Annotated in this window: 21 protein-coding genes and 3 pseudogenes; 13 read left to right on the forward strand and 11 right to left on the reverse strand. The window is 61.0% G+C overall.

Going from position 1 to position 23,473, the window contains the following annotated elements; translation table 11 throughout:
* The first annotated feature begins 81 nt into the window (after positions 1–81).
* From ACP7EE_RS19120 to ACP7EE_RS19130, 3 genes are all read left to right on the forward strand, one after another.
* Positions 82–573, forward strand: a complete 492-nt coding sequence (locus ACP7EE_RS19120) for a sigma-70 family RNA polymerase sigma factor (protein ID WP_426235893.1) — start codon at positions 82–84, stop codon at positions 571–573.
* 40 nt (positions 574–613) lie between these two features.
* Complete coding sequence (locus ACP7EE_RS19125; RefSeq protein WP_426235895.1) at positions 614–1,588, forward strand: FecR family protein; 975 nt, start codon at positions 614–616, stop codon at positions 1,586–1,588.
* A gap of 98 nt (positions 1,589–1,686) precedes the next feature.
* The gene (locus tag ACP7EE_RS19130) at positions 1,687–4,110 is read left to right on the forward strand and encodes a TonB-dependent siderophore receptor (protein ID WP_426235897.1); all 2,424 of its coding nucleotides are present in this window, start codon (positions 1,687–1,689) and stop codon (positions 4,108–4,110) included.
* 118 nt (positions 4,111–4,228) lie between these two features.
* Here the strand turns inward: ACP7EE_RS19130 and ACP7EE_RS19135 are convergent, their stop codons facing one another.
* The 5 genes from ACP7EE_RS19135 to ACP7EE_RS19155 all read right to left on the reverse strand — a co-directional run bounded on the left by ACP7EE_RS19135 (position 4,229) and on the right by ACP7EE_RS19155 (position 9,892).
* Positions 4,229–5,380: an MFS transporter gene (locus ACP7EE_RS19135; protein WP_426235899.1), complete on the reverse strand. Its 1,152-nt coding sequence runs from the start codon at positions 5,378–5,380 to the stop codon at positions 4,229–4,231.
* A gap of 271 nt (positions 5,381–5,651) precedes the next feature.
* Positions 5,652–6,899, reverse strand: coding sequence for a cytosine deaminase (gene codA / locus ACP7EE_RS19140; RefSeq protein WP_426235901.1), 1,248 nt, complete (start codon positions 6,897–6,899; stop codon positions 5,652–5,654).
* A gap of 13 nt (positions 6,900–6,912) precedes the next feature.
* Positions 6,913–8,184 (reverse strand): cytosine permease, encoded by a 1,272-nt coding sequence (codB, locus tag ACP7EE_RS19145; protein WP_426235903.1) that lies wholly within the window; start codon positions 8,182–8,184, stop codon positions 6,913–6,915.
* Positions 8,185–8,360: 176 nt separating this feature from the next.
* Entirely contained in the window at positions 8,361–8,717 is a 357-nt protein-coding gene (gene queD / locus ACP7EE_RS19150; protein WP_420650205.1) for a 6-carboxytetrahydropterin synthase QueD, read from the reverse strand.
* A 95-nt stretch (positions 8,718–8,812) separates the two neighbouring features.
* Positions 8,813–9,892: a patatin-like phospholipase family protein gene (locus ACP7EE_RS19155; RefSeq protein ID WP_426235906.1), complete on the reverse strand. Its 1,080-nt coding sequence runs from the start codon at positions 9,890–9,892 to the stop codon at positions 8,813–8,815.
* 156 nt (positions 9,893–10,048) lie between these two features.
* Here ACP7EE_RS19155 and ACP7EE_RS19160 point away from each other — a divergent pair, with 156 nt between their 5' ends.
* Genes ACP7EE_RS19160 through ACP7EE_RS19175 form a run of 4 tightly spaced genes read left to right on the forward strand, consistent with a single transcriptional unit; the run spans position 10,049 to position 12,668 of the window.
* Complete coding sequence (locus tag ACP7EE_RS19160; RefSeq protein WP_426203812.1) at positions 10,049–10,360, forward strand: PepSY domain-containing protein; 312 nt, start codon at positions 10,049–10,051, stop codon at positions 10,358–10,360.
* Entirely contained in the window at positions 10,360–10,686 is a 327-nt protein-coding gene (locus ACP7EE_RS19165; protein ID WP_426235908.1) for a PepSY domain-containing protein, read from the forward strand. Before ACP7EE_RS19160 ends, ACP7EE_RS19165 begins: the two co-directional genes overlap by 1 nt.
* A 3-nt stretch (positions 10,687–10,689) precedes the next feature.
* Positions 10,690–11,358, forward strand: a complete 669-nt coding sequence (locus ACP7EE_RS19170) for a response regulator transcription factor (RefSeq protein ID WP_420650201.1) — start codon at positions 10,690–10,692, stop codon at positions 11,356–11,358.
* The gene (locus tag ACP7EE_RS19175; protein ID WP_426203810.1) at positions 11,355–12,668 is read left to right on the forward strand and encodes a sensor histidine kinase; all 1,314 of its coding nucleotides are present in this window, start codon (positions 11,355–11,357) and stop codon (positions 12,666–12,668) included. The genes ACP7EE_RS19170 and ACP7EE_RS19175 overlap by 4 nt, the downstream gene beginning before the upstream one ends.
* A gap of 197 nt (positions 12,669–12,865) precedes the next feature.
* On the opposite strand, the gene ACP7EE_RS19180 is transcribed toward ACP7EE_RS19175, so the two are convergent.
* Positions 12,866–13,621 (reverse strand): methyl-accepting chemotaxis protein, encoded by a 756-nt coding sequence (locus ACP7EE_RS19180; protein WP_420650224.1) that lies wholly within the window; start codon positions 13,619–13,621, stop codon positions 12,866–12,868.
* Positions 13,622–13,723: 102 nt separating this feature from the next.
* Positions 13,724–15,013, reverse strand: a pseudogene (locus ACP7EE_RS19185) (HAMP domain-containing protein); the annotation flags it as partial.
* A gap of 460 nt (positions 15,014–15,473) precedes the next feature.
* Between ACP7EE_RS19185 and ACP7EE_RS19190 the strand changes: the two are divergent.
* From ACP7EE_RS19190 to ACP7EE_RS19200, 3 genes and pseudogenes are all read left to right on the forward strand, one after another.
* A complete protein-coding gene (locus ACP7EE_RS19190; RefSeq protein WP_426203809.1) occupies positions 15,474–16,790 on the forward strand; it encodes a Na+/H+ antiporter family protein in 1,317 nt (438 codons plus the stop codon).
* A gap of 92 nt (positions 16,791–16,882) precedes the next feature.
* Positions 16,883–17,659: pseudogene (locus tag ACP7EE_RS19195) on the forward strand (cache domain-containing protein); the annotation flags it as partial.
* A gap of 312 nt (positions 17,660–17,971) precedes the next feature.
* A pseudogene (locus tag ACP7EE_RS19200) lies at positions 17,972–18,565 on the forward strand (methyl-accepting chemotaxis protein); the annotation flags it as partial.
* Positions 18,566–18,603: 38 nt separating this feature from the next.
* Here ACP7EE_RS19200 and ACP7EE_RS19205 read toward each other — a convergent pair.
* On the reverse strand, positions 18,604–19,539 hold the full coding sequence (locus ACP7EE_RS19205; RefSeq protein WP_426235910.1) for a LysR family transcriptional regulator: 936 nt from the start codon (positions 19,537–19,539) through the stop codon (positions 18,604–18,606).
* Between the two features lie 112 nt (positions 19,540–19,651).
* Between ACP7EE_RS19205 and ACP7EE_RS19210 the strand changes: the two genes are divergently transcribed.
* From ACP7EE_RS19210 to ACP7EE_RS19220, 3 genes are all read left to right on the forward strand, one after another.
* The gene (locus tag ACP7EE_RS19210) at positions 19,652–20,137 is read left to right on the forward strand and encodes a DMT family transporter (RefSeq protein ID WP_426235912.1); all 486 of its coding nucleotides are present in this window, start codon (positions 19,652–19,654) and stop codon (positions 20,135–20,137) included.
* A gap of 2 nt (positions 20,138–20,139) precedes the next feature.
* A complete protein-coding gene (locus ACP7EE_RS19215) occupies positions 20,140–20,595 on the forward strand; it encodes a DMT family transporter (protein ID WP_426235914.1) in 456 nt (151 codons plus the stop codon).
* An 899-nt stretch (positions 20,596–21,494) separates the two neighbouring features.
* Positions 21,495–21,656, forward strand: a complete 162-nt coding sequence (locus ACP7EE_RS19220; protein WP_420650195.1) for a metallothionein — start codon at positions 21,495–21,497, stop codon at positions 21,654–21,656.
* A 12-nt stretch (positions 21,657–21,668) separates the two neighbouring features.
* On the opposite strand, the gene ACP7EE_RS19225 is transcribed toward ACP7EE_RS19220, so the two are convergent.
* The 3 genes from ACP7EE_RS19225 to ACP7EE_RS19235 all read right to left on the reverse strand — a co-directional run bounded on the left by ACP7EE_RS19225 (position 21,669) and on the right by ACP7EE_RS19235 (position 23,335).
* On the reverse strand, positions 21,669–21,935 hold the full coding sequence (locus ACP7EE_RS19225; RefSeq protein ID WP_426235916.1) for a hypothetical protein: 267 nt from the start codon (positions 21,933–21,935) through the stop codon (positions 21,669–21,671).
* A gap of 38 nt (positions 21,936–21,973) precedes the next feature.
* A complete protein-coding gene (locus ACP7EE_RS19230) occupies positions 21,974–22,201 on the reverse strand; it encodes a DUF6555 family protein (protein WP_420651437.1) in 228 nt (75 codons plus the stop codon).
* Between the two features lie 174 nt (positions 22,202–22,375).
* Positions 22,376–23,335, reverse strand: a complete 960-nt coding sequence (locus ACP7EE_RS19235) for a nucleoside-specific channel-forming protein Tsx (protein ID WP_426235918.1) — start codon at positions 23,333–23,335, stop codon at positions 22,376–22,378.
* Positions 23,336–23,473: the final 138 nt, after the last annotated feature.

Here is a 23,473-nt window from a genome sequence, read left to right on the forward strand (position 1 = left end):
CCCACACAAGGAATACATTGCTTCGCCTTAATACGAAGCATTACTATTCACGCCCCTTCCTCAGCACGCCGCAATCACCCCATGCGCTCCCGCAGACCCGGCTTTTTCGAGCATTACGAAGAGTTGATCGGCACCTGGACCCGTCGCCTGCGTAATCGTCAGCAGGCCGAGGATCTGGCGCACGACACCTTTGTGCGGGTGCTCGAATCGGATTCTTCGGCGGTGCAGCAACCGCGGGCGTATTTGCACCAGACCGCGCGCAACATCGCGGTGGACGGTTATCGGCGGGAGGATCGACGCGGTGCGATGGAGTCGCAGGCCATCGATCACGGGGTGTCGTCGTCCGGCGACCCGGAGCATTACATGCATGCGATCCAGCTGGCCGATTCGATCGAAAAAGCGCTCACGGAACTGCCAGTCAATTGCCGCAGGATTTTCGTCTGGCAGAAGATCGAAGGCCTGACTCAAGCGGAAATCGCCGAGCGCCTCGGCCTGTCCAAGAACATGGTGGAAAAGTATATGATCCGCACCCTGCGGCACCTGCGTGATCGCCTGGACGGGGCGCAATCATGAGCCGCCGTCAGTTTTCCTCCCCAGCCCGACAGGACATTCCATGATGGATACCCGTGATTGCGCGTGCGGGCCGACAACGGTGCGCGATGAGGCGGCACGCTGGTTTGTGCGTTTGCAGGAGCCAGCCGTCAGCGCCGACGAGCAGCAGCGCTTCGAGGCGTGGCTCAGCGAACATGCGCAGCACCGTGATGAATTCCAGTTGCTGCAAGGCTTGTGGTCGGCCGCTGATCTGCTGCCTGCGCCACGCCTTAAAGCGCTGTGCGAAACCCCTGCGAAACCTCGGCCATGGATGCGATATGCAGTCGCCGCCAGTGTGCTGACGGTTGCCCTCGGATTCGGATTATTCAGCGGTCTGAATCATCCGGACGGCTACAGCGCCGAATTCGCCACAGCGTCGGGCGAGCGCAAACACGTGGCGCTGCCGGACGGTTCGCTGATCGACCTCAACAGCCGCAGCCATCTGAAAGTGCGTTATGAAAAGGATCGCCGCGTCATCGAGCTGACGGCGGGCGAAGCCATGTTCAGCGTCGAGCACGATACGGCGCGCCCGTTTGTGGTCGAGGCCGGCAGCAGCAAGGTTACGGTCACCGGCACCCGCTTCGATGTACGCCGCGACCTGACACAAACCCGGGTTGCGGTGGAGCAGGGCACGGTCAAGGTGCAGGGGCGAGGTGCGCCGGATGACCGGTTCGTCAGCTTGACCGCAGGCCTCGGTACGCGGGTTGATGCGCAAGGCGTGGTCGCCTCGGCTTATGCGGTCAACCCGGCGCAAATCACCGCGTGGCGCAGCGGCAAACTGGTGTTCAACAACGCCAGCCTCGCTGAGGTCGCCGAAGAAGTATCGCGTTATCGCGACAAACCGCTGAAAGTCGCCAACCCGACGGTGGCCAACCTGCGTCTGACCAGCGTGTTCAAATCCGATGACACCGAGGCCTTGCTCAAAGCCTTGCCGAACATACTGCCGGTCGCTGTTCGCACCCTGGCGGATGGCAGCCAGGAAATAATTTCAAAATAAAATTCAGGTTTTTTTCCAGTTCATCGTCTTCCTGTTCAACTGCAACTGGTTTGCATTAACAGGCGCACACTCTTGCGATCCACAGGACTCTGTTCGACGTGAAAAACACCACCGCCAACAACAAAAAATCCCCTTGGTTGCCGCTTGCCTTAGCGCTGGCGGTCAACGCCGCTGTGCCGCTGGCGTTCGCCGCCGAAGCCATTCACATCCGCGCACAGCCGCTGGGTCAGGCCCTGAGCGAGCTGGGCCAGCAGACTTCGTTGCAAGTGTTTTTCAGCCCTGATCTGGTCGCAGGAAAGCAGGCGCCGGCAGTGGATGGCGATCTTTCCCCGGAGCAGGCGCTGCGCCAATTGCTGCAAGGCAGTGGTCTGGATTATCAGATCACTGAAGGCTCGGTCACCCTGTCGCCCGCACCGACCACCGCCGCCAGCGGCCCGCTGGAACTCGGTGTGACCGACATCAAAGTGGTTGGCGACTGGCTCGGTGATGCCGACGCTGCGGTGGTGCAGAACCACCCCGGCGCACGCACGGTGATCCGCCGCGAAGCGATGGTCGAGCAGGGCGCAATGAACGTCGGCGACGTTCTGCGTCGCGTGCCGGGCGTTCAGGTGCAGGAAGCCAACGGCACTGGCGGCAGTGACATTTCGCTGAACGTTGGCGTGCGCGGACTGACCTCGCGTCTGTCACCGCGCTCCACCGTGTTGATCGACGGCGTGCCGGCAGCGTTCGCGCCGTACGGCCAGCCACAACTGTCGATGGCGCCGATTTCTTCCGGCAACCTCGACAGTATCGACGTGGTGCGCGGCGCCGGTTCGGTGCGCTACGGGCCGCAGAACGTCGGCGGCGTGATCAACTTCGTGACCCGCGCGATCCCGGAAAAAACCACCGGGGAAATCGGCACTACCCTGGAGACTTCGCAGCACGGTGGCTGGAAGCATATCGACACTGCGTTCCTCGGCGGCACTGCCGACAACGGCATCGGCATGGCGTTGCTCTATTCGGGCGTCAACGGCAACGGTTACCGCGAGCGCAATCAGAGTAACGACATCGATGATGTGATCCTCAAGACCCACTGGGCGCCGACCGATCAGGACGATTTCAGCCTCAACTTCCACTACTACGACGCCAGCGCCGACATGCCCGGCGGCCTGACGCAGAAGCAGTACGACGACAAACCGTTCCAGTCCGACCGCGACTACGACGGCTTCAGCGGCCGACGCAAAGACGTTTCGTTCAAGTGGATCCGCCAGATCGACGAGCGTACTCAGGCCGAAGTACTGACCTACTATTCCGACAGCTTTCGCGGCAGCACCATCGCCGCCCGCGACCAGAAAACCCTCAGCTCCTTTCCGCGTTCCTACTACACGCTGGGGATCGAGCCGCGCGTGTCGCGCGTGTTCGATGTCGGCCCGACGACTCAGGAAGTCAGCGTCGGTTATCGTTACCTGAAAGAGGCGATGCACGAGCAGTCGAGCCGACTGGCGCTGGTGAATAACGAGCCAGTCGTGACCAAGTCTTCCGATGGCCACGTGTTCCAGGATCGCACTGGCGGCACCGAAGCCAACTCGGTGTACATCGACAACAAAATCGATGTCGGCAACTGGACCGTGACGCCCGGTATTCGCTTCGAGCACATCAGCACCGATTGGCATGATCGCGCCGTGCTCGACACTGCTGGCAAACGCGTGCCGGAGAAAAACCGCAGCATCGAAAGCAACGAACCGTTGCCGGCGCTGAGCGTGATGTATCACCTGTCCGATGCGTGGAAGCTGTTCGCCAACTACGAAACCTCGTTCGGCAGCCTGCAATATTTCCAGCTCGGTCAGGGCGGTTCGGGTGATGAACCTGCCAGCGGCTTGAACCCGGAAAAAGCCAAGACCTACGAAATCGGTACGCGCTACAACGATGACGTGTGGGGCGGCGAAGTGACGCTGTTCTACATCGACTTCGATGACGAGTTGCAATACGTCAGCAATGACGTGGGCTGGACCAACCTCGGCACCACCAAACACCAGGGCATCGAAGCCTCGGTGCATTACGACATGGCAGCGCTTGACCCGCGGCTTGATGGTCTGACGGCGAACGCCGGCTTCACCTACACCCGCGCGACTTATGAAGGCGAGATTCCGGGCTTCAAGGGCCGCGATCTGCCGTACTACTCGCGCCAGGTGGCGACGGTCGGTTTGCGCTACGACATCGATCGCTGGACCTACAACATCGACGGTTTCGCCCAGTCCAAACAGCGCGCGCCGGGCAGCGGAATCAACGCCGATGGCAGCTTCAACAACAACTACATCACCGAAGGTACGGCGGACGGGCAGTACGGTGACATTCCGGGTTACGTGACCTGGAACGTGCGTGGCGGCTATGACTTTGGTGCGCAGTTGTCGAACCTGAAGCTCGGCGCCGGGGTGAAGAACGTCTTCGACAAGCAGTACTTCACCCGTTCCAGCGATAACAACTCGGGGATCTACGTAGGGACGCCGCGTACGTTCTTTGTGCAGGCCAGCGTGGGGTTCTAAAGGCTGAAACCTGACCTGTGGCGAGGGAGCTTGCTCCCGCTGAGGTGCGAAGCAGCTCCAAAAAAGGGCCTGCTGCGCAGTCCAGCGGGAGCAAGCTCCCTCGCCACAGTGGTCGGTGCTAGACCTTGAGGACTTTGCCGCCAATGGCCACCGCCACCAGCAACAACGCCATCAACCCAAAAGCAAAACTCAAGCTGCTGGCATGCGCGACAAACCCGATCACCGCCGGTCCCGCCAGAATCCCTGCATAGCCCAGCGTTGTGATCGCCGGCACCGCAATGCTTTCCGGCATCACCGTCTGTTTGCCCACCGCCGTGTACAGCACCGGCACGATGTTAGAACACCCGGCACCGACCAGCGCATAACCGAACAACGCCGCTTCCCAGCTCGGCGCGAAGGTTGCCAGAGACAAACCTGCCGCCGCCAGCAGACCACCAAACAGAATGATCCGGGTCGCGCCCAGCGCGCGGACAATCCGGTCACCGGTCAAACGCCCCAAGGTCATAGTCAGCGCAAACGCCGCGTAGCCGAGGCCCGCGTACGCTGTGTCGATCCCGCGTTCCTGTGCGAGAAACACCGCGCTCCAGTCCAGCGCCGCGCCTTCGGTGAGAAAGACGATGAAGCACATGCCACCGATGAACAGCACGATCCCGTGTGGCACCGCGAACGCCGGGCCTGAACTTTCACTGCCATAAGGCAACATGTTCGGCACGGCTTTGAGCATGGCTGCGATCAACACGACGACTACCACCAGCATCGCCGCCAATGGCGACAAGCCTAGGCCGAGCAGGGCACTCACGCCCGCCGCGCCGACGATCCCGCCCAGACTGAACATCCCGTGGAAGCCCGACATCATGTTCCTGCCACTGGCGCGCTCGACGATCACCGCTTGCAGGTTCACCGTCGAATCCACCGTGCCCAATCCGGCGCCGAACATGAACAGCGTGGCGATCATTGCCGGAATCGATGAGACCGTCGCCAGCAACGGCAATGCCGCGCAGATCAGCAACGTGCCACCGGTGGCCACACGCCGACAGCCAAAACGCGTCGCGAGAATGCCCGCCAGCGGCATCGCCAGAATCGAGCCCACGCCCAGACACAACAACAGCAAACCCAGCGTGCCTTCATCAAGCGCGGCGCGCGCCTTGGCGTAGGGCACCAGCGGCGCCCAGGCAGCAATGCCGAGCCCGGCGATGAAAAAAGCGATGCGCGTGGACGTTTGTTCCAAGCGTCCTGGAATGAATGCGGTTTGGGTGTTGAGGCTGGTCATAACGATCCTTGGCAAAAAACGGCGCGTCCCCGAAGGACACTGCGAAGGCGTCGAGGTTCGATCGGGCAGGCAGGTCATCCGGGTGCGGCGGACATCGTTGCACAGCCTGTGCGCTGGGGCAAAAACGGCGGCGATTGCTTGAGCGTAATACTCGGCGGGACGGTGTTGAATCCAGCATTGTCATCGCTGGCAAGCCAGGCTCCCACAGGGATCACCGTAACCTGTGGGAGCTGGCTTGCCAGCGAAGGGGCCAGCAGCCCTTGCCTTGACCTCAGCTCAGATCGCCCGCGAATTCCACCACTGGCATCTGCCGCTTCATCAACACCTTGCCGCCACGAATCGAATACAGCGGCAACCCTTGGCTGCGAATCACCTCGTAATCGCTGTCCGCCGAGAGGATCAGCAGATTCGCCGGGCGCCCCTGTTCCAGGCCATAACGCTCGCCCAGGTTCATCGCTTTGGCGCTGTTGTCGGTCACCAGATCCAGCGCACTCTGCAGGTTGCGATAGCCGAGCATGTGGCAGATGTGCAGCCCGGCCTCAAGCACGCGCAGGATGTTGCCGTTGCCCAGCGGATACCATGGATCGACGATGGAATCCTGACCGAAACACACGTTCATTCCGGCTTCGAGCAGTTCATTGACGCGGGTCACGCCGCGACGTTTGGGGAAGTTGTCGAAGCGTCCTTGCAGGTGGATGCTTTCGGTCGGGCATGAGACAAAACTGATCCCCGAATGCCCGAGCAGGCGGAACAGTTTGGCGCAGTAGGCGTTGTCGTAGGAGCCCATCGCCGTGGTGTGGCTGGCAGTCACGAGTGAACCCATGTTGCGGCTGCGCGCTTCTTCGGCGAGCACTTCGAGGAAGCGTGAATGCGGGTCGTCGGTTTCGTCGCAATGCACGTCCACCAGACAACCGGTGCGCTCGGCCAGGTCCATCAAAAACTTCACCGAACTGACGCCCTGATCGCGGGTGTATTCGAAGTGCGGAATCCCGCCGACCACATCGGCGCCCATGCGGATCGATTCTTCCATCAGCTCACGCCCGTTGCGGAATGACTCGATGCCTTCCTGCGGGAACGCGACGATTTGCAGGTCGATCAGGTGGCGACTTTCTTCGCGCACTTCGAGCATGGCCTTGAGCGCGGTGAGTTGCGGGTCGGTGACGTCGACGTGGGTGCGCACGTGCTGAATGCCGTGCGCCGCCAGGGTCTGAATGGTTTTCTTGGCGCGGGTCTTGGTGTCTTCTTCGGTGATGGTGACTTTGCGCTCGCCCCAGCATTCGATGCCTTCGAACAGCGTGCCACTCATGTTCCAGCGCGGCTCGCCGGCGGTCAGCGTGGCGTCGAGGTGAATGTGCGGCTCGACGAAGGGCGGCACCACCAGATTGCCGCCGGCATCGAGGTCGTCGGCGCCGAGAGTCGGCGCTTCGGTCTGACGCGCGATGCTGCGGATCAGGCCGTCTTCGAGGTGCAATTCGTGCAGACCTTCCTGGTTGCGCAGGCGGGCGTTGATGATGTGCATCAGGCGAATCCTTTTATAGATCTTGCAGAGGCACACTGGCGCGGCGGGCGCCGAGCAGGCCAGTGACGATGACATACGTTAGCGCGGCAGCGGCGATGCCTACCAGCGGCGCGACCCACGGCGAGCCGAATGCGGCCATCGTGCCGACCGCGTAAGCCCCGAGCCCCGGCCAGTTGAAGGCCGGCAGCCGTGCGTCGGCCAGCCGCGGATAGTGCCCGCGCCAGCGATAGAAAAAATCCGCCATGATCACTCCGCCAATCGGGGGAATCACCGTGCCGAGTAAAATCAGGTACGGCACCAGCATGTCGTACATACCCAGCAGCGCCAGCGCAGTGCCGATCACCGCGCCGGCCAGCGTCACGGTTTTGCGTCGACCGGTGCGCAGCAGATTGCAACCGGCGACGGCGAAGTTGTAGATGGTGTTGTCCTGAGTGCTCCAGATGTTCAACAGCAACATCGCCATCGCTGCCATGGCGAAACCCTGCAACAGCAGCACTTCAACCACGTCCGGTTGCTGATAAACGATGGCACCGTAGGCGCCGATCAATACCATCAGGCCGTTGCCGATGAAGAAGCCGATCAGGCTCGCCAGCACCGCGACCCGCGCCGAACGCGAGAATCGTGTCCAGTTGGTGGCTTGAGTCGCACCGCTGACGAAGGTGCCGAACACCAGCGTGATGGCGGTCGACCAGTCCAGCGAACCACTGGGCACCACGCTGAGCAACCCTTCAAGTCCGCCGACCTTGACCGTGGCCACCCACATCGACAGCATCAGCAGCAACATCATCGCCGGCACCGCGATGTACGACAGAATCTCCAGCCCGCGATAACCGACATACGCCGTCGCGCAGAACAGCAGACCGAACAGCACCATCAGCCCGAGCACCGTGCCCTGGTTCAGATCGAAGTATTTCCCCAGGACCACCGCAGCGGTCGCGGTGCCCCAGGCGTACCAGCCGATCTGGGTGAAACCGAGGATCAGGTCGCTGAGCTTGCTGCCGATTTCCCCGAAGCAGAAACGCCCCATCAGCACCGAATTCAGTCCGCTTTTGAAAGCGATGTACCCCAAGCCTGCGGCATACAAACCGAGCAGCAAATTGCCGACCACGATTACTGCGAGCATCTCGCCAAAACTGAACGCCACCCCGAGCTTGCCACCGGCAAACATGGTTGCGGTGAAAAACGTGAACCCCAGTAACACCATCGCCGTGGAGGCCAGGCCTTTGCGCGCATGCATCGGGACTTCGCTGAGCGGGTAATCGTTGCCGGGATCGTTCTGCGTCATGTGGGCGTTCCTTGCTGGAAATGAGGAGGACGCGGGAGAAGATGCAGTGGTCGTGCCAAGTCGAAACTGTTGGGGGGGGGAGAGGAATTGCAGCAGGGCGGCGGCGATGGCTTGCTGAGCGTTTTCTTGTGCATAAAAAAACCACCGGGTTCGGTGGTTTGTTTGTATCGTGCGATTTACTCGCCGCGATAGATGCAACCGCTGGTGCAGGTCTCATGGATGCGAATCGCGCTGAGTTCCGGCAGCAATGGCTTCATCTCTTTCCAGATGAATTGCGCCAGCACTTCGCTGGTCGGGTTTTCCAGGCCGGGAATGTCGTTCAGGTAGTTGTGATCCAGCCGCTCGTACAGCGGCTTGAAAATCGCTTTGATCTCGGAGAAATCGCGGATCCAGCCGGTGTGCGGATCGAGATCGCCGCTCAGGTGCAGCGCTACTTTGAACGAGTGACCGTGCAGACGCCCGCACTTGTGGCCGTCGGGTACGTGCGGCAGGCGGTGGGCGGATTCGAAGGTGAACTCTTTGAAGATTTCCACAGTAATTTCGGCTCTGTTCAGGTGGCGTTCGCCGCAGCGATTCGGGCAGGCGGCGAGTTTACCAGCTTGTGTTTGGCGATGCGGTAAAACACTGACTAAAGGGTCAGCAAGCGCTCGGCGAGGCGACCGTTGGCGCTGAGTTCGAGAAACTCGTCACCCAGACGACGGCTCTCGTCCATCGCCGCGCGCCAGTATTTCTGCCGCGCCGGTGCATCACCCATGAAGCGCTTGAAGTCGTTACGGTCGGGCAGTTTGCCGAAGGGCAGGCGCGCCAGATATTCCTTCGAGGGCGCGAGCAATAGCACGTCCTTCAAGCGTTCAACCGAGGCTTTGCGCCACGGCAGGGTCTTGTCGAACCAGCCGGGAATCACCCGGTCGGTGAAATGCGGATAGAGCACGATGCCGTCGCCGCTGTAGGGCAGATCGAGGTGATAGTCGAGCAAACCGCCGTCGCGGAACGTCCCGGCGCCAGCGCCCGGCAGATCGCGCACGCCTTGCATGACCATCGGGATCGAACCCGAGGCCAATAGCGCCTGACGCAGGTTGCCGGCGTTGAGTGCGACGAAGCGTGACGGAAAGTCATTCAGCGCATGCAGCGGCGGCGCGAGGCGCGGGTCGTGGATGATCAGCCGTTCAAAGTGCCGCGACAGGCGCGCCCGCCCGCGCAGGTTGTCGGCAATCACCGACCCCAGCGCCAGTCCGAGCCGGCCGCGATGATCATCCGCCAGCCGACCGTGGCTTTTGACCACCATGATGTTCAAGCGGTAATCCGGGTTGGCGAGCAGCTGCGAGTCGCGGCCGTCAAGCAGATCATCGAGCATGCGCTGCGAGCTCTGGCTGATCTCGGCCATGCTCACGCCTTTGTTGAAATTCTGCTCGGTGTACAGCTGGCCGAGGCGTCGGATGCCTTCAGCCGCGTCCGGCAGACAGGCGCTGGCGAAGCGCCAGGAACCGACTGACGCACCAATCAGCGAGCGTTCACGCGGCGCGGCTGGCAGCCATTCGCCGAACAGCGCCAGATCCAGACCCTGAATCCCCAATGCCTTTGGCCCGCCAGCGGCGCCGGGCAGGGTGCCGACGTCCGCAGCGCTGAGGCCTTGGGCACGAATCCGCGCCATCGCCCGTGGGCCGGCCTTGAGGGTAAGAGCGGGGAACTTGATGTGAATGGCAGTCATACCGGTCTCGATCGTTAGCAAGCGAAAGATTATAAGCACATGATGCCGGGCCATGCAGGAGCGCGGTGCCAGCATTCGATGATGGCAATTCAGTTTCAGTTAAGTTCACACCGCTAGGGTGGCGCCCCGTAGCTGCACTTAAAATACGGAGATCCCATGAAAACCCTGGCTGCCCTGTTTGTTGCACTGGTTCTGTTCGGGTTGTCCTCAACCTTCGCCCAGACCCGCGACCTGCGCTCCGACGAAGCGCGCAAACTGGTCGACGCTGGTACCATTGTGCCGATTGACGCCGTGCAGGCCACGGCTATGGCGCGGCATCCGGGTTCGACCGTCATCGAAATCGAGCTGGAAAAAAGGTATGGCATCTACCTTTATCAGATCGAATTGCGCGACCCGCAAGGCGTGGAGTGGGAGCTGGAACTGGACGCAACCGACGGGTTGTTGCGCAAGGATCATCAGGACATCTAATGAAAGCGTTTTTACCTCGTTCACCCGCGCGCACCGTGGGCCGTCTGGCTCTGGTGCTTTTGGCGTTCTGCCCGGTGACCATGGCCCGCGACCTTGATCAGGACGAAGCCCTGCGCCTGCGGCAGCAAGGCGTGATCATGCCGCTCGAGCAGTTGCTCAAGCAGGCGCTGGATTTGTACCCCGGCGCGAAACTGCTGGAAGCCGAGCTGGAAGAGAAGCACGACGTGTACATTTATGAAGTCGAGTTGCTGACGGTCGAAGGTGTCGCGCGCGAGCTGCACCTGGAAGCCGCCACCGGCCGGTTGCTCAAAGACAAGGAAGATTGAACGATGCGTTTGCTACTGGTTGAAGACCACGTGCCGCTGGCCGATGAATTGCTCGCCGGCCTCAATCGTCAGGGCTATGCGGTCGACTGGCTGGCGGATGGCCGTGACGCGGTCTATCAGGGCAGCAGCGAGCCTTACGACCTGATCATCCTCGACCTCGGTTTGCCCGGCGTACCGGGGCTGGATGTGCTGGCGCAGTGGCGCGCGGCAGGTCTGGCAATTCCAGTGTTGATCCTCACCGCACGCGACTCCTGGGCCGAGCGCATCGAAGGCCTGAAGGCCGGTGCCGACGATTACCTGACCAAGCCGTTTCACCCGGAAGAGCTGCATCTGCGCATTCAATCGCTGCTGCGTCGCTCCAAGGGCCAGGCCAATCAACCGACGCTCAAATCTGCTGGCCTGCATCTGGATGAGGGCCGCCAGTGCGTGGTGCGCGATGGCGCTGACATTCAACTGACCGCTGCCGAATTCCGTCTGCTGCGCTACTTCATGCTGCACCCGGAACAGATCCTCTCGAAAAGCCACCTCGCCGAACACCTCTACGACGGTGAAACCGAGCGTGATTCCAATGTGCTCGAAGTCCACGTCAATCACCTGCGGCGCAAGCTCGGCAAAAGCGTGATTGAAACCCGTCGCGGCCAAGGTTATCTGTTCGGCGGTCAAGCGTCGTGAGATCGATCCAGCGCCGTTTGAGCCTGGGCCTGATCAGCGTGCTGGTGATCGTCGGCGTGGTGCTGGCGCAAGTCAGTCTGTGGTTGTTCGAAGCGGGTTTGCAGCGCTACCTCGAAGCCGGCCTGCGTAACGACAGCGAGAGCCTGCTGGTGGCGATGGTGCGTGGCCCACAAGGTTTGCAGCTGGATGAACGGCATCTGTCACCGGCCTACCTGCGACCGTTTTCCGGGCACTACTTCCGCATCGATTTTGCCGACAGTCATTGGCGCTCGCGGTCACTGTGGGATCAGGAATTGCCAGTCCTCGAACGCCCCGGTCTGCACAGCAATCTGCAACTGGGGCCGGAGGGGCAGCAGTTGCTGGTGCTGCGCTCGGATTATCGGCGGCTGGGTCAGTCGATCTCGATCAGCGTCGCCCAGGACTACACACCGGTGCGCGAGAGTTTCCAGCGCATGCGCCAGATCGGATTTGGCCTCGGGCTGGCCGGTTTGCTGCTGATCCTGATCCTGCAACGGATCACCGTGCGCCGTGCTTTGCGCCCACTGGAAAAGGCCCGTGAGCAGATCGCCCAGTTGCAACAGGGCCAGCGTTCGCAACTCGATGAGCAAGTGCCGGAAGAACTCGAGCCATTGGTGGCGCAAATCAACCATCTGCTGGCGCATACCGAAGACAGCCTCAAGCGCTCACGCAATGCGCTGGGCAACCTCGGGCACGCGTTGAAAACCCCGCTGGCGGTGCTGTTGAGCCTGGCGTCGAACGAAAAACTCGATGCGCATCCCGAGCTGAGAAAAATCCTTCAGCAGCAACTGGAGCAGGTGCAGCAGCGACTCAATCGCGAACTTAATCGCGCGCGTTTGTCCGGTGATGCGCTGCCGGGCGCGTTGTTTGATTGCGATGCGGAGCTGCCGGGGTTGCTCGCGACCTTGAACATGATTCATGGCGAGCATCTGGCGTTGAGCTACGTGGCGCCAGCGGGGCTGCAGTTGCCGTGGGACCGTGAGGACTTGCTCGAGTTGCTGGGTAATCTGCTGGATAACGCCTGCAAATGGGCGGATGCCGAGGTGCGGCTGAGCGTGGTTGAGACGGCTGAAGGATTTGCGCTGAGCGTTGAGGATGACGGGCCGGGGATTCCCGAGGCGCAGCGCGCTCAGGTGTTCAGCCGGGGGGCGCGACTGGATGAGCAGACGCTCGGGCATGGATTGGGGTTGGGGATTGTGCGCGATATTGTGGATACGTGGGGCGGGGAGATGGTGTTGGGCGAGAGTGAGTGGGGTGGGTTGCGGGTTTTGATTCAATTACCTCGGCGGTGAACCTTCAGAAGCCCCTCCCTAACCCTCTCCCGGTGGGAGAGGGGACTGACCGAGTTGGATGCTCGAGGTACATCGACCTGAAATATCGAGTCGAACTCAGGTTTTGAAAAGCATGAAGATCTGCTCCCTTTCCCGTCTACCCCTTGGGGGAGAGGGCTGGGGTGAGGAGGTAAGCTTTTGACTTTCAGCAATCCAAATCAAACGCGAAACTGATCCATCAAACTCTGCTGCTGATTCGCCAGGCTATTCAGCGACTGGCTCACCCGCGCCGATTCATTCGCCTGCTCCGACAGCGATTCCGTCACATCACGAATTGTCGCCACGTTGCTGTTGATCTCCTCAGCCACCGCGCTCTGTTCCTCCGCCGCGCTGGCGATTTGCAGGTTCATGTCGCTGATCACCGTCACCGCATCACCGATCTGCCGCAGCGCGGTCACCGCTTGGCCGACCTGTTCGACGCTGCCCTGAGCCTGACGATGGCTGTTGTTCATCGAGCCAACTACGTCTTGAGTGCCGCTCTGCAATTGCTCGATCACCAGACGGGTTTCTTCCACCGATTCCTGAGTGCGGCGGGCGAGGTTACGCACCTCATCGGCGACCACGGCAAAACCACGTCCGGCTTCACCGGCGCGCGCTGCTTCGATGGCCGCGTTCAGCGCCAGCAAGTTGGTTTGCTCGGCGATGGCGCGGATGGTTTCCAGCACGGTGCCGATCTTCTCGCTGTTGGCGGCCAGGCCTTCCACCTGAATCATCGCCGCGCTCATGTCCGAGGCGAGGGTGTCGATGCTGGCGGTGGTGCGGTCGATTACGGTCAGACCCTGACGGGTCGCGCGGTCGGCGTCCTTGGCGGCTTCGGCGGCTTGTGCGGCGCTGCGGGCGACGTCTTGCGCGGTGGCGCTCATTTCGTGCGATGCGGTGGCCACTTGATCGACCTGGCGGTATTGCTGCTCCATGCCGGCGCTGGTCTGGGTGGCGATGGCCGAGGACTGATCGGCGGTGTTGCGCGCGTCCTGCACCGAGCGTTTCACTTCAGCAATGATCGGCTGCAGCTTGTCGAGGAAGCGGTTGAACCAACCGGCCAACTGACCGAGTTCGTCCTGTTTGTCATAGGCCAGACGTCGGGTCAGGTCGCCTTCGCCGCTGGCGATGTCTTCGAGCATGTGCGCCACGCCGAGAATCGGTTTGGTCACGCTGCGCGCCATCAGCCACACCAGCAACAGACCGACCAATGCGGCGAGGGCGCCGAGGCCCAGTTCGACCATGGCGCCCGCAGAGTTGCTCGCATCCAGTTGTTGCTTGAGCGCTTCGGCCGGGCCGACCAGTACTTTCTCCGGCACATCAAGCAGCACGCCCCACGACGGACCACCGGGAATCGGCTGGAACGGCGACAGCACTTTGAGTTTGTCATTGGCGTGCAGGCTGCTGACGCTGTTGCGTGAAGCGAGCAAGCGCAGCAGTTCGGCGCCGCTGGTAGTGTCGACTGCATCGAGGCGCTGGCTGAGCTTGCCGGCGTCCGGGCTGTAACCGGCGAGCAGGCCGGCCGGGCTGATGATGCTCACGGCGGTCTGACCGTCGTAGAGTTTTTTGCTCGCGCCCTGGCTGATCGCCTGCAAGCTGTTGAGGTTGATGTCCACCGACAGCGAGGCGATGACTTTGCCGTTGACCATCAGCGGGAAGACGATGCTGGTCATCAGCACTTTCTGGCCGTCGATCACATAGAAGTACGGTTCGATCACGCACGGTTTGAGCGTGGTGCGCGGGCAGGTGAACCAGGCATTGGCGGCCTGACCGCTGGGGCCGGTGCTGGTGTCGGCCATGTCGCTTTCCGGCAGCGCCATCGAGGTGACTTTACCCGGGGTCGGTTGCGACCAGTACAGGGCGAATCGGCCCTTGTCGTTGCTGCCCAGTTCAGCCTGACCGGCAAACAGTTCGTCCTTGCCGTCCAGCGCATTGGCTTCGAATACCAGCGACAGGCCGAGCAGATCCGGGTTGGCTTGCAACGCCGATTTGACCTGACGGGTCATGTCTTCGCGCAGATCGAAGGCGTCGAGGAAACGCTTCTCGGCCTGTTCACGCAGAAACAGCACCTGCCGCGAGAAACCATGCCCGTACTGATAGGCGTCCATGAACTGCTGGCGAATCCCCAGCGCCTGAACTTCGCCTTGGGACTCGATGCGCGCCTGCGCCGAATCGGTGAGCATCTCCATGCTCGAAGCCTTCACCAGCGCGGAGCTGTGCTCCATGCGATACAGCGAAAGACCCACCAGCAGGGTCACGATGCCGGCCAGGCACAGCCCGGCGAGCAGGGTGATTTTCCATTGGATGGAAAGTTGTCTGAGTGACATGGAGACGTCCTTATTCGATAAATATCTGAGACTTTGCACTGTAGCGGCCGCGTTTCGGCTTTCTTTATGGCTGAAACACAATATGGCGAATTGCCGCACTTGCTGACCGACACGAATCCTGTGGCGAGGGGATTCATCCCCGTTCGGCTGCGCAGCAGTCGCAAATCCTGCGAATGCGGTTTGACTGGAGGATCAATGGGGCGGCTGCGCCACCCAACGGGGCGGTGCGACGTTTCGCTAAATCCCCTCGCCACAGGAATGCGTTCATTCGCCGGGAGCTTTGTCGGTTGTTGCATCGCAAACCGGTCAGTTGCTTTGACACTGCGGCCACTCTGCGGCACAGTGCGCGCCCTTCTAATAAGACCCTCTTTGCAACCCGCTGGCAGCCCTCGGGCAGTGCCGGGCGGACTCATTCTGTCTGGCGGTGACGGCTCACCGCAGTGTTTTTTGAGGTAATGAAATGAATGCAGTGATTGCTGCGGTCGGCGTCATGCTGATCCTCAGCCTGTCCCGGGTGCATGTGGTGATCGCTTTGATCGTCGGCGCGCTGGTCGGTGGCCTGACCGGTGGGCTGGGCATCGAAGCCACGCTCAAGGCGTTCAACAGTGGCTTGGGCGGCGGGGCGACGGTGGCGTTGTCCTACGCGTTGCTCGGCGCTTTCGCGGTGGCGATTGCCAAGTCCGGCCTGGCGCATGCCTTGGCCGACAAGGCCCTGGCGATGGTTGATCGGCAGCACGCGAACGGTGGCGGCAACGTCAAGTGGGTGTTGATCGGCCTGTTGTGGGCGGTGGCGATTGCCTCGCAGAACATCCTGCCGATCCATATCGCGTTCATTCCGTTGCTGGTGCCACCGCTTCTATACGTCCTGACCAAGCTGCAACTCGACCGGCGCTTGATCGCCTGCGTGATGACTTTCGGCCTGATCACCCCGTACATGTTCCTGCCGGTGGGTTTCGGCAACATCTTCCTCAACGAAATCCTGCTGGCCAACGTCGCCCGTAGCGGCGTCGACATCAGCGGCATCAACGTCACGCATGCCATGGGCATTCCGGCGCTGGGCATGTTGGTGGGGCTGGGCATTGCCTTCATCAGCTATCGCAAGAAGCGCGTCTACGATCTGGCGAAGATCGAGCAGGTCGAGCAAGTCGCGGTGCGATACAACCCGATGAGCCTGATGATTGCCGGTGTGGCAATTGCAGCGGCGTTCATTATTCAGCTGTTGCTGGATTCGATGATTATCGGCGCACTGGCCGGGTTTCTGATCTTCTCGGCGTCGGGCATCGTCAAGTGGCGCGAGACTGATGATTTGTTCACCGAAGGCATGAAGATGATGGCGATGATCGGCTTCATCATGATCGCCTCCTCGGGTTTCGGCGAAGTGATCAAGGCCACCGGTGAAGTGCAGACTCTGGTGGAAACCTCGGCGGCGTGGATCGACCACAGCAAAGCCGTCGGCGCGCTGATGATGTTGCTGGTGGGCCTGCTGGTGACCATGGGGATCGGCTCGTCGTTTTCCACGGTGCCGATCCTCGCGGTGATTTTCGTGCCGTTGTGCGTGCAGCTCGGCTTCAGCCCGATTGCCATTGTGTGCATCGTCGGTACGGCGGGCGCCTTGGGCGACGCCGGTTCGCCAGCCTCGGACTCGACGCTCGGCCCGACCTCCGGCCTGAACATCGACGGCCAGCATCACCATATCTGGGACACCGTGGTACCGACCTTCCTGCACTACAACCTGCCGCTGCTGGTGTTTGGCTGGATTGCTGCGATGGTCCTCTGATCCGACACAGGGGAGATCATCAGCTCAACTTTTGGTTTTGTTTGCCGTTAAAGCCTTTAATCACGCCGACAAAACCAAAAGAGTGAGCCACCATGCGTCTGAGCCTCAAGGCTAAAGTCCTGTCCCTTGCCGTCCTGCCGGTGCTGCTCTTTGCGCTGGTGATCAGCCTGACCACGCTGTTCATCCTGCAGGAACAGGCGCGCAACGAAGTCACCCAGACCCGCGAGCGCCTGCTCGCTGATGCCAAGGCCACGCTGGCCAGCTACGTTGCCGTGGCCATGACCACCATCAAACCGCTGTACGACGCCGCCGCCCCGGGCGATGACGCGGCGCGCGCTCAGGTGGTCAAATTGCTGTCGAGCATCAAGTACGGCAAGGACGGCTACTTCTTCGGCTACGACTCCGAGACCGTGCGTCTGTTCAAGGCCAGTGATCCCGAGGGTGTGGGCAAAAGCTTCAAGGACAACCGCGATCCAAACGGCGTCTACGTCAATCGCGATCTGGTGAAAGTGGCGAAGGACGGCACCCACTATCTGCAATACAGCTCGGCGCTGCCGGGCAACGCGCAAGTGCTGGTGCCGAAACTCGGCTACACCGAATACCTGCCGAAGTGGGACATGGCAGTCGGCACCTCGGTCAACCTCGACGGCATCGAGGCGCAAGTGGCGTTGGTTGAAGCGCAGATTCAAGAGCGCATGCAAGGCGTGATTCTGAGCATCGTCGGCGTGGCGCTGATCGTGCTGCTGGTGATCGCGGTGGCGGGGCTGCTGCTGGCCAACGCGATTCTGCGCCCACTGACCCTGATGAAAGCCAACCTCGATGACATCGCGGCGGGCGAGGGCGATCTGACGCGACGTCTGACCATCACCAGCCAGGATGAACTCGGCGAACTGGCCGGCTCGTTCAACCGTTTCGTCGACAAGATCCACGGCCTGGTGCGGCAGATCACCGAGATGACCTCGCAACTGACCGGGCTGGTAACGCAAGTGTCGGATCAGGCCCAGCGTTCGGATCAGGCGATGGAGCGTCAACGTCACGAAACCGATCAAGTCGCCACGGCCATCAACGAGATGTCCGCCGCCGCCATGGAAGTCGCCAAGAGCGCGCAGAACGCTGCGGTCGCGGCGCAGCAGACCGACGAAGAAGGCCAGACCGCCAAACGCGTGGTGGCTGGCAGCATCAAGCAGATTCATGCGTTGGTCGATGACATTCGCAGCAGCGGCGTGTCCCTCGACAACTTGCAACAGGACGTATCGTCGATTGTCGGCGTGCTCGGGGTGATCCGCTCGATTGCCGAACAGACCAACCTCTTGGCGCTCAACGCAGCGATTGAAGCAGCGCGGGCCGGTGAAGCCGGGCGCGGCTTTGCGGTGGTGGCGGATGAAGTGCGCGCGCTGGCCAGTCGTACGCAGATCAGCACTCAGGAAATTCAGGGCATGATCGATCGCTTGCAGGCGGGCACGCAGTCGGCGGTCGAAGCGATGCGCCGGTCGAGCGAGGCGGGTGACGGCACTTCGGCGCAGGCCAATCAGGCCGGTGCTTCGCTGGATGCGATGGCCGAGTTGATCGCCACGATCAACTCGATGAACGCGCAGATTGCGTCGGCTGCGGAAGAGCAGACGGCGGTGGCGGAAGAGATCAACCGCAGCGTGCATCAGATTGCGGTGGCGGTGGACAGCGTGGCGGATGAGACGCAGCTGGGGGCGCAGACTTCGCGGAGTTTGGCGGACTTGGGGCAGCGGTTGGGCAAACTGGTGGGGCAGTTCCGTATCTGATGTTTTTCACAACCCGTGTAGGAGCTGCCGAAGGGGGGTTATGGTTTGTCCCAATAGGGGATTTCGCCGAAGCATTCGACGAAGAAATCAATCACCGTACGCACCTTCACCGACAACCGCCGACTCCCCGGCCACAGCACGGCGATCTGCTGCGGCTCCAGACTGTTCGACACCTGATACTCGCTCAACACCGGCACCAGCGTGCCCTCACGCACCGCCTCGCCAATCAGCCACGACGGAAACATCACCAGCCCCAGCCCCTGCACAGCGGCCTGAGTCAGGGTGTCCGCGTGGTTGCCGGTGATCGGGCCTCGAACCGAGTAAGGCGTCCACTCCTGCCCGTCACGACGAAAGAACCAACGCTGCTGGCCGGTCGCGCCTTTGTAGGCCAGGCATTGATGCTGCGCCAGATCATCCGGATGTTGCGGCGTACCGTGGCGTTTGAGATAGGCAGGACTCGCCGCTACCTGAAAGCGATGCGGCGCCAGAATCCGCGCCTGCATGCTTGAGTCGTGCAGCGCGCCGATGCGAAACAACAGGTCGGTGCCTTCCTGCAACGGATCGACGTAATGGTCGGTCTGCTGAATGTCCAGTTGCAGCTTTGGATAGCGCGCGCACAACTGGCCGAGCCACGGTGTCAGATGCCTTTGGCCGAACACTACGGGTGCGTTGATGCGTACCAGGCCAGTCGGCTCGCTTTGCTGCTCCTGCAACGCCTGCTCGGCTTCTTCCAGTTGCACCAGCACCAGCCGCGCATGGTGACCGAGCATGCGCCCGGCCTCAGTCGGCGTGACGGCGCGAGTGTGGCGGTAGAGCAATTGCTGGTTCAGCGCCTGCTCCATCAACTGAATCTGTCGCGAAATCGAGGAGGGCGCCACGCCCTCACGCCGTGCGACTTCGGAAAAACTGCCGTGATCCAGCACCGCCACAAACAGTCGTAGCGCCTTGAATCCGAGTTCGTTTAAGCCGTGCATTGGCCATCCTGCTGTGCGGGTTGCGCAAAAGTGTTGTCCGGATGCTGCCATTTATTGCACAGCGACACCAGCCGATAATCCGCGCCATCGATTACTGGATCAGGTTGTGGTTATGCAGACGTTGGATGAAGTGAGTGTGGCGCCGCCGATGGTCAAGCCGGGATTGCGTTTGTTGTTGCTGCCGTTGGTGATTCTGGCGGGCATGGGGTTATCGGTTGAGGCGGGGTTGCTCGGGCCGTTGGGTGCGCAGGTCGGGCATCTGTGGGCGACCTTGAGCATCTTCGGGGTAGGTTCGGCAATTCTGTTTTTGCTGCTGTTGTTCAGTGGCCCGCAACAAGGACCTGCGTTGAACACGTTGCCACGCTGGCAGTTGATCGGGGGTGTGCTCGGGCCGATTTACGTGGTGGTGCTGACGCTGGCGACGCCGCACATCGGGATCGCCATGACCATGATCGCGATTCTCTCCGGGCAGGTCGGCAAGAGCGTGTTGATCGACCACTTCGGCTGGTTCGGCGCGGTGCGTAAAAAGGTCAACGGTGAGCGTTGGCTGGCGCTGCTGCTGATTGTCGCGGCACTTGTTTTGATTGCGCGGGGTTGATCATGAGTCTGGTTATTTTGTTGGCGGTGGTGGTTCTGGCCGGTGCGGTGTTGAGTGTGCAGGCGGCGATCAATGGGCGTCTGGGTGAGACCGTTGGGGTTTTGCGCAGTAGTTTGCTGACATTTGCCGTGGGTGCGCTGGTTACTGGATTGTTGATTGTGTTTTTTGAGCCGCCGCATGCGGTGAGTTTGTTGGATGTCCCAAAGTGGCAGTTGAGTGGCGCGTTGTTTGGGGTGGTTTATATGATTGTCATGGTTGGCGCGGTGCCTCGGGTCGGGACGGCGGTGGCGACTGTGGCGGTGATTGTCGGGCAGTTGGGGATGGGGATGTTGATTGATAATTTTGGCTGGCTGGGGAATCCGGCGATTGAGCTGTCTGGATCGCGGATTTTGGCTATGGTTTGTTTGGGGTTGGCGTTGGTGTTTATGTATCGGAGTTCTGTGCGTTCTTCGGATTGAGTGTTTATCCGTTGCTGCGGTGAGGGCTTCTTAGGGTTTCGTCCTGACGGCGAGTCACCTTTTCCAGACGCCGAAAAGGTAACCCAAAAGGCTTTACCCTGACGTCCGGCCCTCGCTGTGGCTCGGGTTCCTTCGCTCCGGGATTGATCCGGGGGCATCGCCTCCGGTTTGCTGCGCTGCACCTCCTCTCGATGTGTTTGGCTGCGCCAAACGGTCGCTGCGCTCCCACCCCCGGATCAATCCCTCCACTCAGCCTGCCGACGGGCGCTCGAGATCAAGAGCTGCTCTCGAGCTAACGCTCATTGTGTTGAGTGGTGAGGAGCACGGCGTGGTCGGCTTTGGTTTTGCGGCGGGGCTGCCCCTCACCCCTCACCCCAACCCTCTCCCCGAGGGAGAGGGGGCCGATTTGTGTGCTTTTCATAGCCTGAGTTCGGCTCGGTATTTCACGTCGGCGCACCTCTGCCAAACCACTCGGTCAGTTCCCTCTCCCTCTGGGAGAGGGTTAGGGTGAGGGGCTCTTGATCCGGCTTTTGATGTGGCTTTTGATCTCCAGCCCCATCGGCAGGCCGAGCGTAGGCGCCCATCAGGGGTAGGCGCGCAGCGCCGTGCGGCGCAGCCGCATTCATCGAGAGGAGGTGCAGCGCAGCAAACCGGAGGCGATGCCCCTGATGGGCGCCGTAGCGAGGGAACACTGAGCCTCAGCGAAGTGCCGTACGTCAGGGTAAAGCCTTTTGGGTTACCTTTTCGGCGTTTGGAAAAGGTGACCCGCCGTAAGGGCGGAACCCTAATAAGCCATCACCGCAGCAACGGATATGCTCCCACCGCTGCTCAGCACCTACACTGGTAAACACGGCTAACCGTGCAAGCCCCAGACAACCACCACCCAAGGAGTCTGTCCCATGCCCGACAAAACCTGTGACTGCCCAAAGTGCAACTGCAAGCTCGGCGAGCATCCCATCGTTCGCCACGGCAAGCATTTCTGTTGCGAGGCTTGTGCGCATCATCACGAGGACGGCAAAGAGTGTTCCACCGAAGGTTGCAAATGCGCCCATGCTAAATAAAAAAAGTGGAGCCTAATCAGGCTCCACTTCCAGTTTCAGACGGTCATCGTCCAGCAATTCGATGCGCCGGACGCTGCCCTGCAGTCGCCTGCCTTCGACAAAAACAACCACCGTGATCGCTTGATTCAGGTCTTCCGGCAACGGTGCATACACCAACAATGCAAAGCAGTAGGGATCGTTTTCGACGGCTTCCAAGTCGACTTGGCATTCGACGCTTTTGCTGATGCGGCCGGACGCGCTGTCCAGGCCGTATTCCAGGTGCGCCGCACTGGTCGTCATGTATGTTCCCCCGAAGTCGTTCCCGCTGTTGCGCAAGCTTAGCTCGCCGGTCGCCAGAGAACGTTTTCCACGCCGAATTTTTCTGCCATCGGCTTGCTGGTCTTTTGCACCTTTTCCCGGCCGAATCGCGGAATTCGGCCTACCCCGGCATCGCAGCTCGCCCAGTGCCAAGCCTCGGCGTTGTCCATCTTGTCCGAGCGGATAATGAAGGACTTGGGCGTGCCGTGAAGGGTGTATTCGATGACGTAGAGTTTTGCGTTGTTCATAAAGCCCATCTTCCTCCCTGTGGTAATAGAAGGATCGCGCTGCGCCGGGAAAATTCAGTCGGATTGTCCGACGGTAGCGGTTGTTGGCAGCAGCGTTGGGGGCTGGCCGGGATTGCGCTTGCAGCAACCCCAATGAATGCTGCCGTTCCCTTGGCCAAAGGTTACGGCTATTGCTCAGAACTGATAGCCGACCCCCGCGTAATACCCCCAGCCATTCGAGCGCGCGCGGAAGTTGCCTTCGCCGAAATTCAGCTCGCTGCCATCTTCCCAGTTGCCGCCGTTGTGGAAATACCGTCCCACCAGCATGAAGCGCAAATGGGTGAACGAGTACAGAAACACGTTGGTCGCCACCGTCGCGTTGGCGGTACGGGCCGGGTTGTCCTTGTGCATGTCCGAGCCAAAGTCGAAGTTGGTGAAGCCGATGTAGGTCAGTGACGCGCCGTTGCTGAAGCTGCTGATCGGCACGATGTATTTGAGCTGGGCGCGGTAGCCGTCCCACGAATATTCATTGCTCGCGCCATAGTTTTCCCATTGATAGCGCCCGTACAGGTTGGCCGACAGGTTGACCCGCGAGTGGGTGTCGATGTCGGTGCCGAAGCCGCTGTACAACGTGTTGGCGCGGTTCTCTTTGCGGCTGCCGTGGTCGTAGATCCAGTCGAAGGCTACGTACCATTCCTTGAACGGGCCGATGGCCAGACTACGGCCGGCGAGGTAGTCGATGGAGATCCGCGGTTCGTGTTCCATGAACAGTGGCGAGCCGTGATCCCACACGCCTTTGTCGTGGCTGTTGCCAATGTCGAAGATCTTCGGGATGTCGACGTAGCCGTACAACTCGAACGGCCCCTTGCGCCCGAAGTATTCATATTCGAGGTAGATGTCGTCGGAAGGTTGCGGGCCGAAGCTGATGTCCTTGCTGCCGATGATCATCAGGTCCTGGTTGAACCAGTCCGACAGATACTCACCTTTTTTCGGCGGACTGGCCTCCGGGCTGAGGGCTTCACCTTGGGCCGACTCATCCTTGGCGGCGGGTTGCGCCAATACGCTGAGACTGAGAATTCCGGTAACGCCGGCCAGTAGCAAGGAAACAGCAAAAGTGCGCGCGCCCCACGGGCGGCGGCAAGAAGACAGGTGCATTCAAAGTCCTTTTTACGGATCAAGGCCCGACACTGCGGGCCTGTACGGTTTTAGTCGCGAAAGTGGCGGTATTGACGCTGCGCAAACGTTTGCACAACCCGTACCAGTTTTCTCACTGCTGACATTTCTCCCTGTGGG

Source organism: Pseudomonas sp. TWP3-2 (assembly GCF_049897765.1).
In the GTDB taxonomy this organism is placed as follows: Bacteria; Pseudomonadota; Gammaproteobacteria; order Pseudomonadales; family Pseudomonadaceae; genus Aquipseudomonas.

Bases quoted from the DNA above. Each gene is read 5' to 3' on its own strand.
- ACP7EE_RS19165 (WP_426235908.1), top strand. From the start codon at position 10,360: ATGAAAGCGTTTTTACCTCGTTCACCCGCGCGCACCGTGGGCCGTCTG.
- ACP7EE_RS19160 (WP_426203812.1), top strand. From the start codon at position 10,049: ATGAAAACCCTGGCTGCCCTGTTTGTTGCACTGGTTCTGTTCGGGTTG.
- ACP7EE_RS19155 (WP_426235906.1), bottom strand. From the start codon at position 9,892: ATGACTGCCATTCACATCAAGTTCCCCGCTCTTACCCTCAAGGCCGGC.
- ACP7EE_RS19215 (WP_426235914.1), top strand. From the start codon at position 20,140: ATGAGTCTGGTTATTTTGTTGGCGGTGGTGGTTCTGGCCGGTGCGGTG.
- ACP7EE_RS19235 (WP_426235918.1), bottom strand. From the start codon at position 23,335: ATGCACCTGTCTTCTTGCCGCCGCCCGTGGGGCGCGCGCACTTTTGCT.
- ACP7EE_RS19135 (WP_426235899.1), bottom strand. From the start codon at position 5,380: ATGACCAGCCTCAACACCCAAACCGCATTCATTCCAGGACGCTTGGAA.
- ACP7EE_RS19125 (WP_426235895.1), top strand. From the start codon at position 614: ATGATGGATACCCGTGATTGCGCGTGCGGGCCGACAACGGTGCGCGAT.
- ACP7EE_RS19170 (WP_420650201.1), top strand. From the start codon at position 10,690: ATGCGTTTGCTACTGGTTGAAGACCACGTGCCGCTGGCCGATGAATTG.
- ACP7EE_RS19210 (WP_426235912.1), top strand. From the start codon at position 19,652: ATGCAGACGTTGGATGAAGTGAGTGTGGCGCCGCCGATGGTCAAGCCG.
- ACP7EE_RS19190 (WP_426203809.1), top strand. From the start codon at position 15,474: ATGAATGCAGTGATTGCTGCGGTCGGCGTCATGCTGATCCTCAGCCTG.
- ACP7EE_RS19230 (WP_420651437.1), bottom strand. From the start codon at position 22,201: ATGAACAACGCAAAACTCTACGTCATCGAATACACCCTTCACGGCACG.
- codB (WP_426235903.1), bottom strand. From the start codon at position 8,184: ATGACGCAGAACGATCCCGGCAACGATTACCCGCTCAGCGAAGTCCCG.
- ACP7EE_RS19220 (WP_420650195.1), top strand. From the start codon at position 21,495: ATGCCCGACAAAACCTGTGACTGCCCAAAGTGCAACTGCAAGCTCGGC.
- codA (WP_426235901.1), bottom strand. From the start codon at position 6,899: ATGCACATCATCAACGCCCGCCTGCGCAACCAGGAAGGTCTGCACGAA.
- ACP7EE_RS19120 (WP_426235893.1), top strand. From the start codon at position 82: ATGCGCTCCCGCAGACCCGGCTTTTTCGAGCATTACGAAGAGTTGATC.
- ACP7EE_RS19180 (WP_420650224.1), bottom strand. From the start codon at position 13,621: ATGGAGCAGCAATACCGCCAGGTCGATCAAGTGGCCACCGCATCGCAC.
- ACP7EE_RS19205 (WP_426235910.1), bottom strand. From the start codon at position 19,539: ATGCACGGCTTAAACGAACTCGGATTCAAGGCGCTACGACTGTTTGTG.
- ACP7EE_RS19225 (WP_426235916.1), bottom strand. From the start codon at position 21,935: ATGACGACCAGTGCGGCGCACCTGGAATACGGCCTGGACAGCGCGTCC.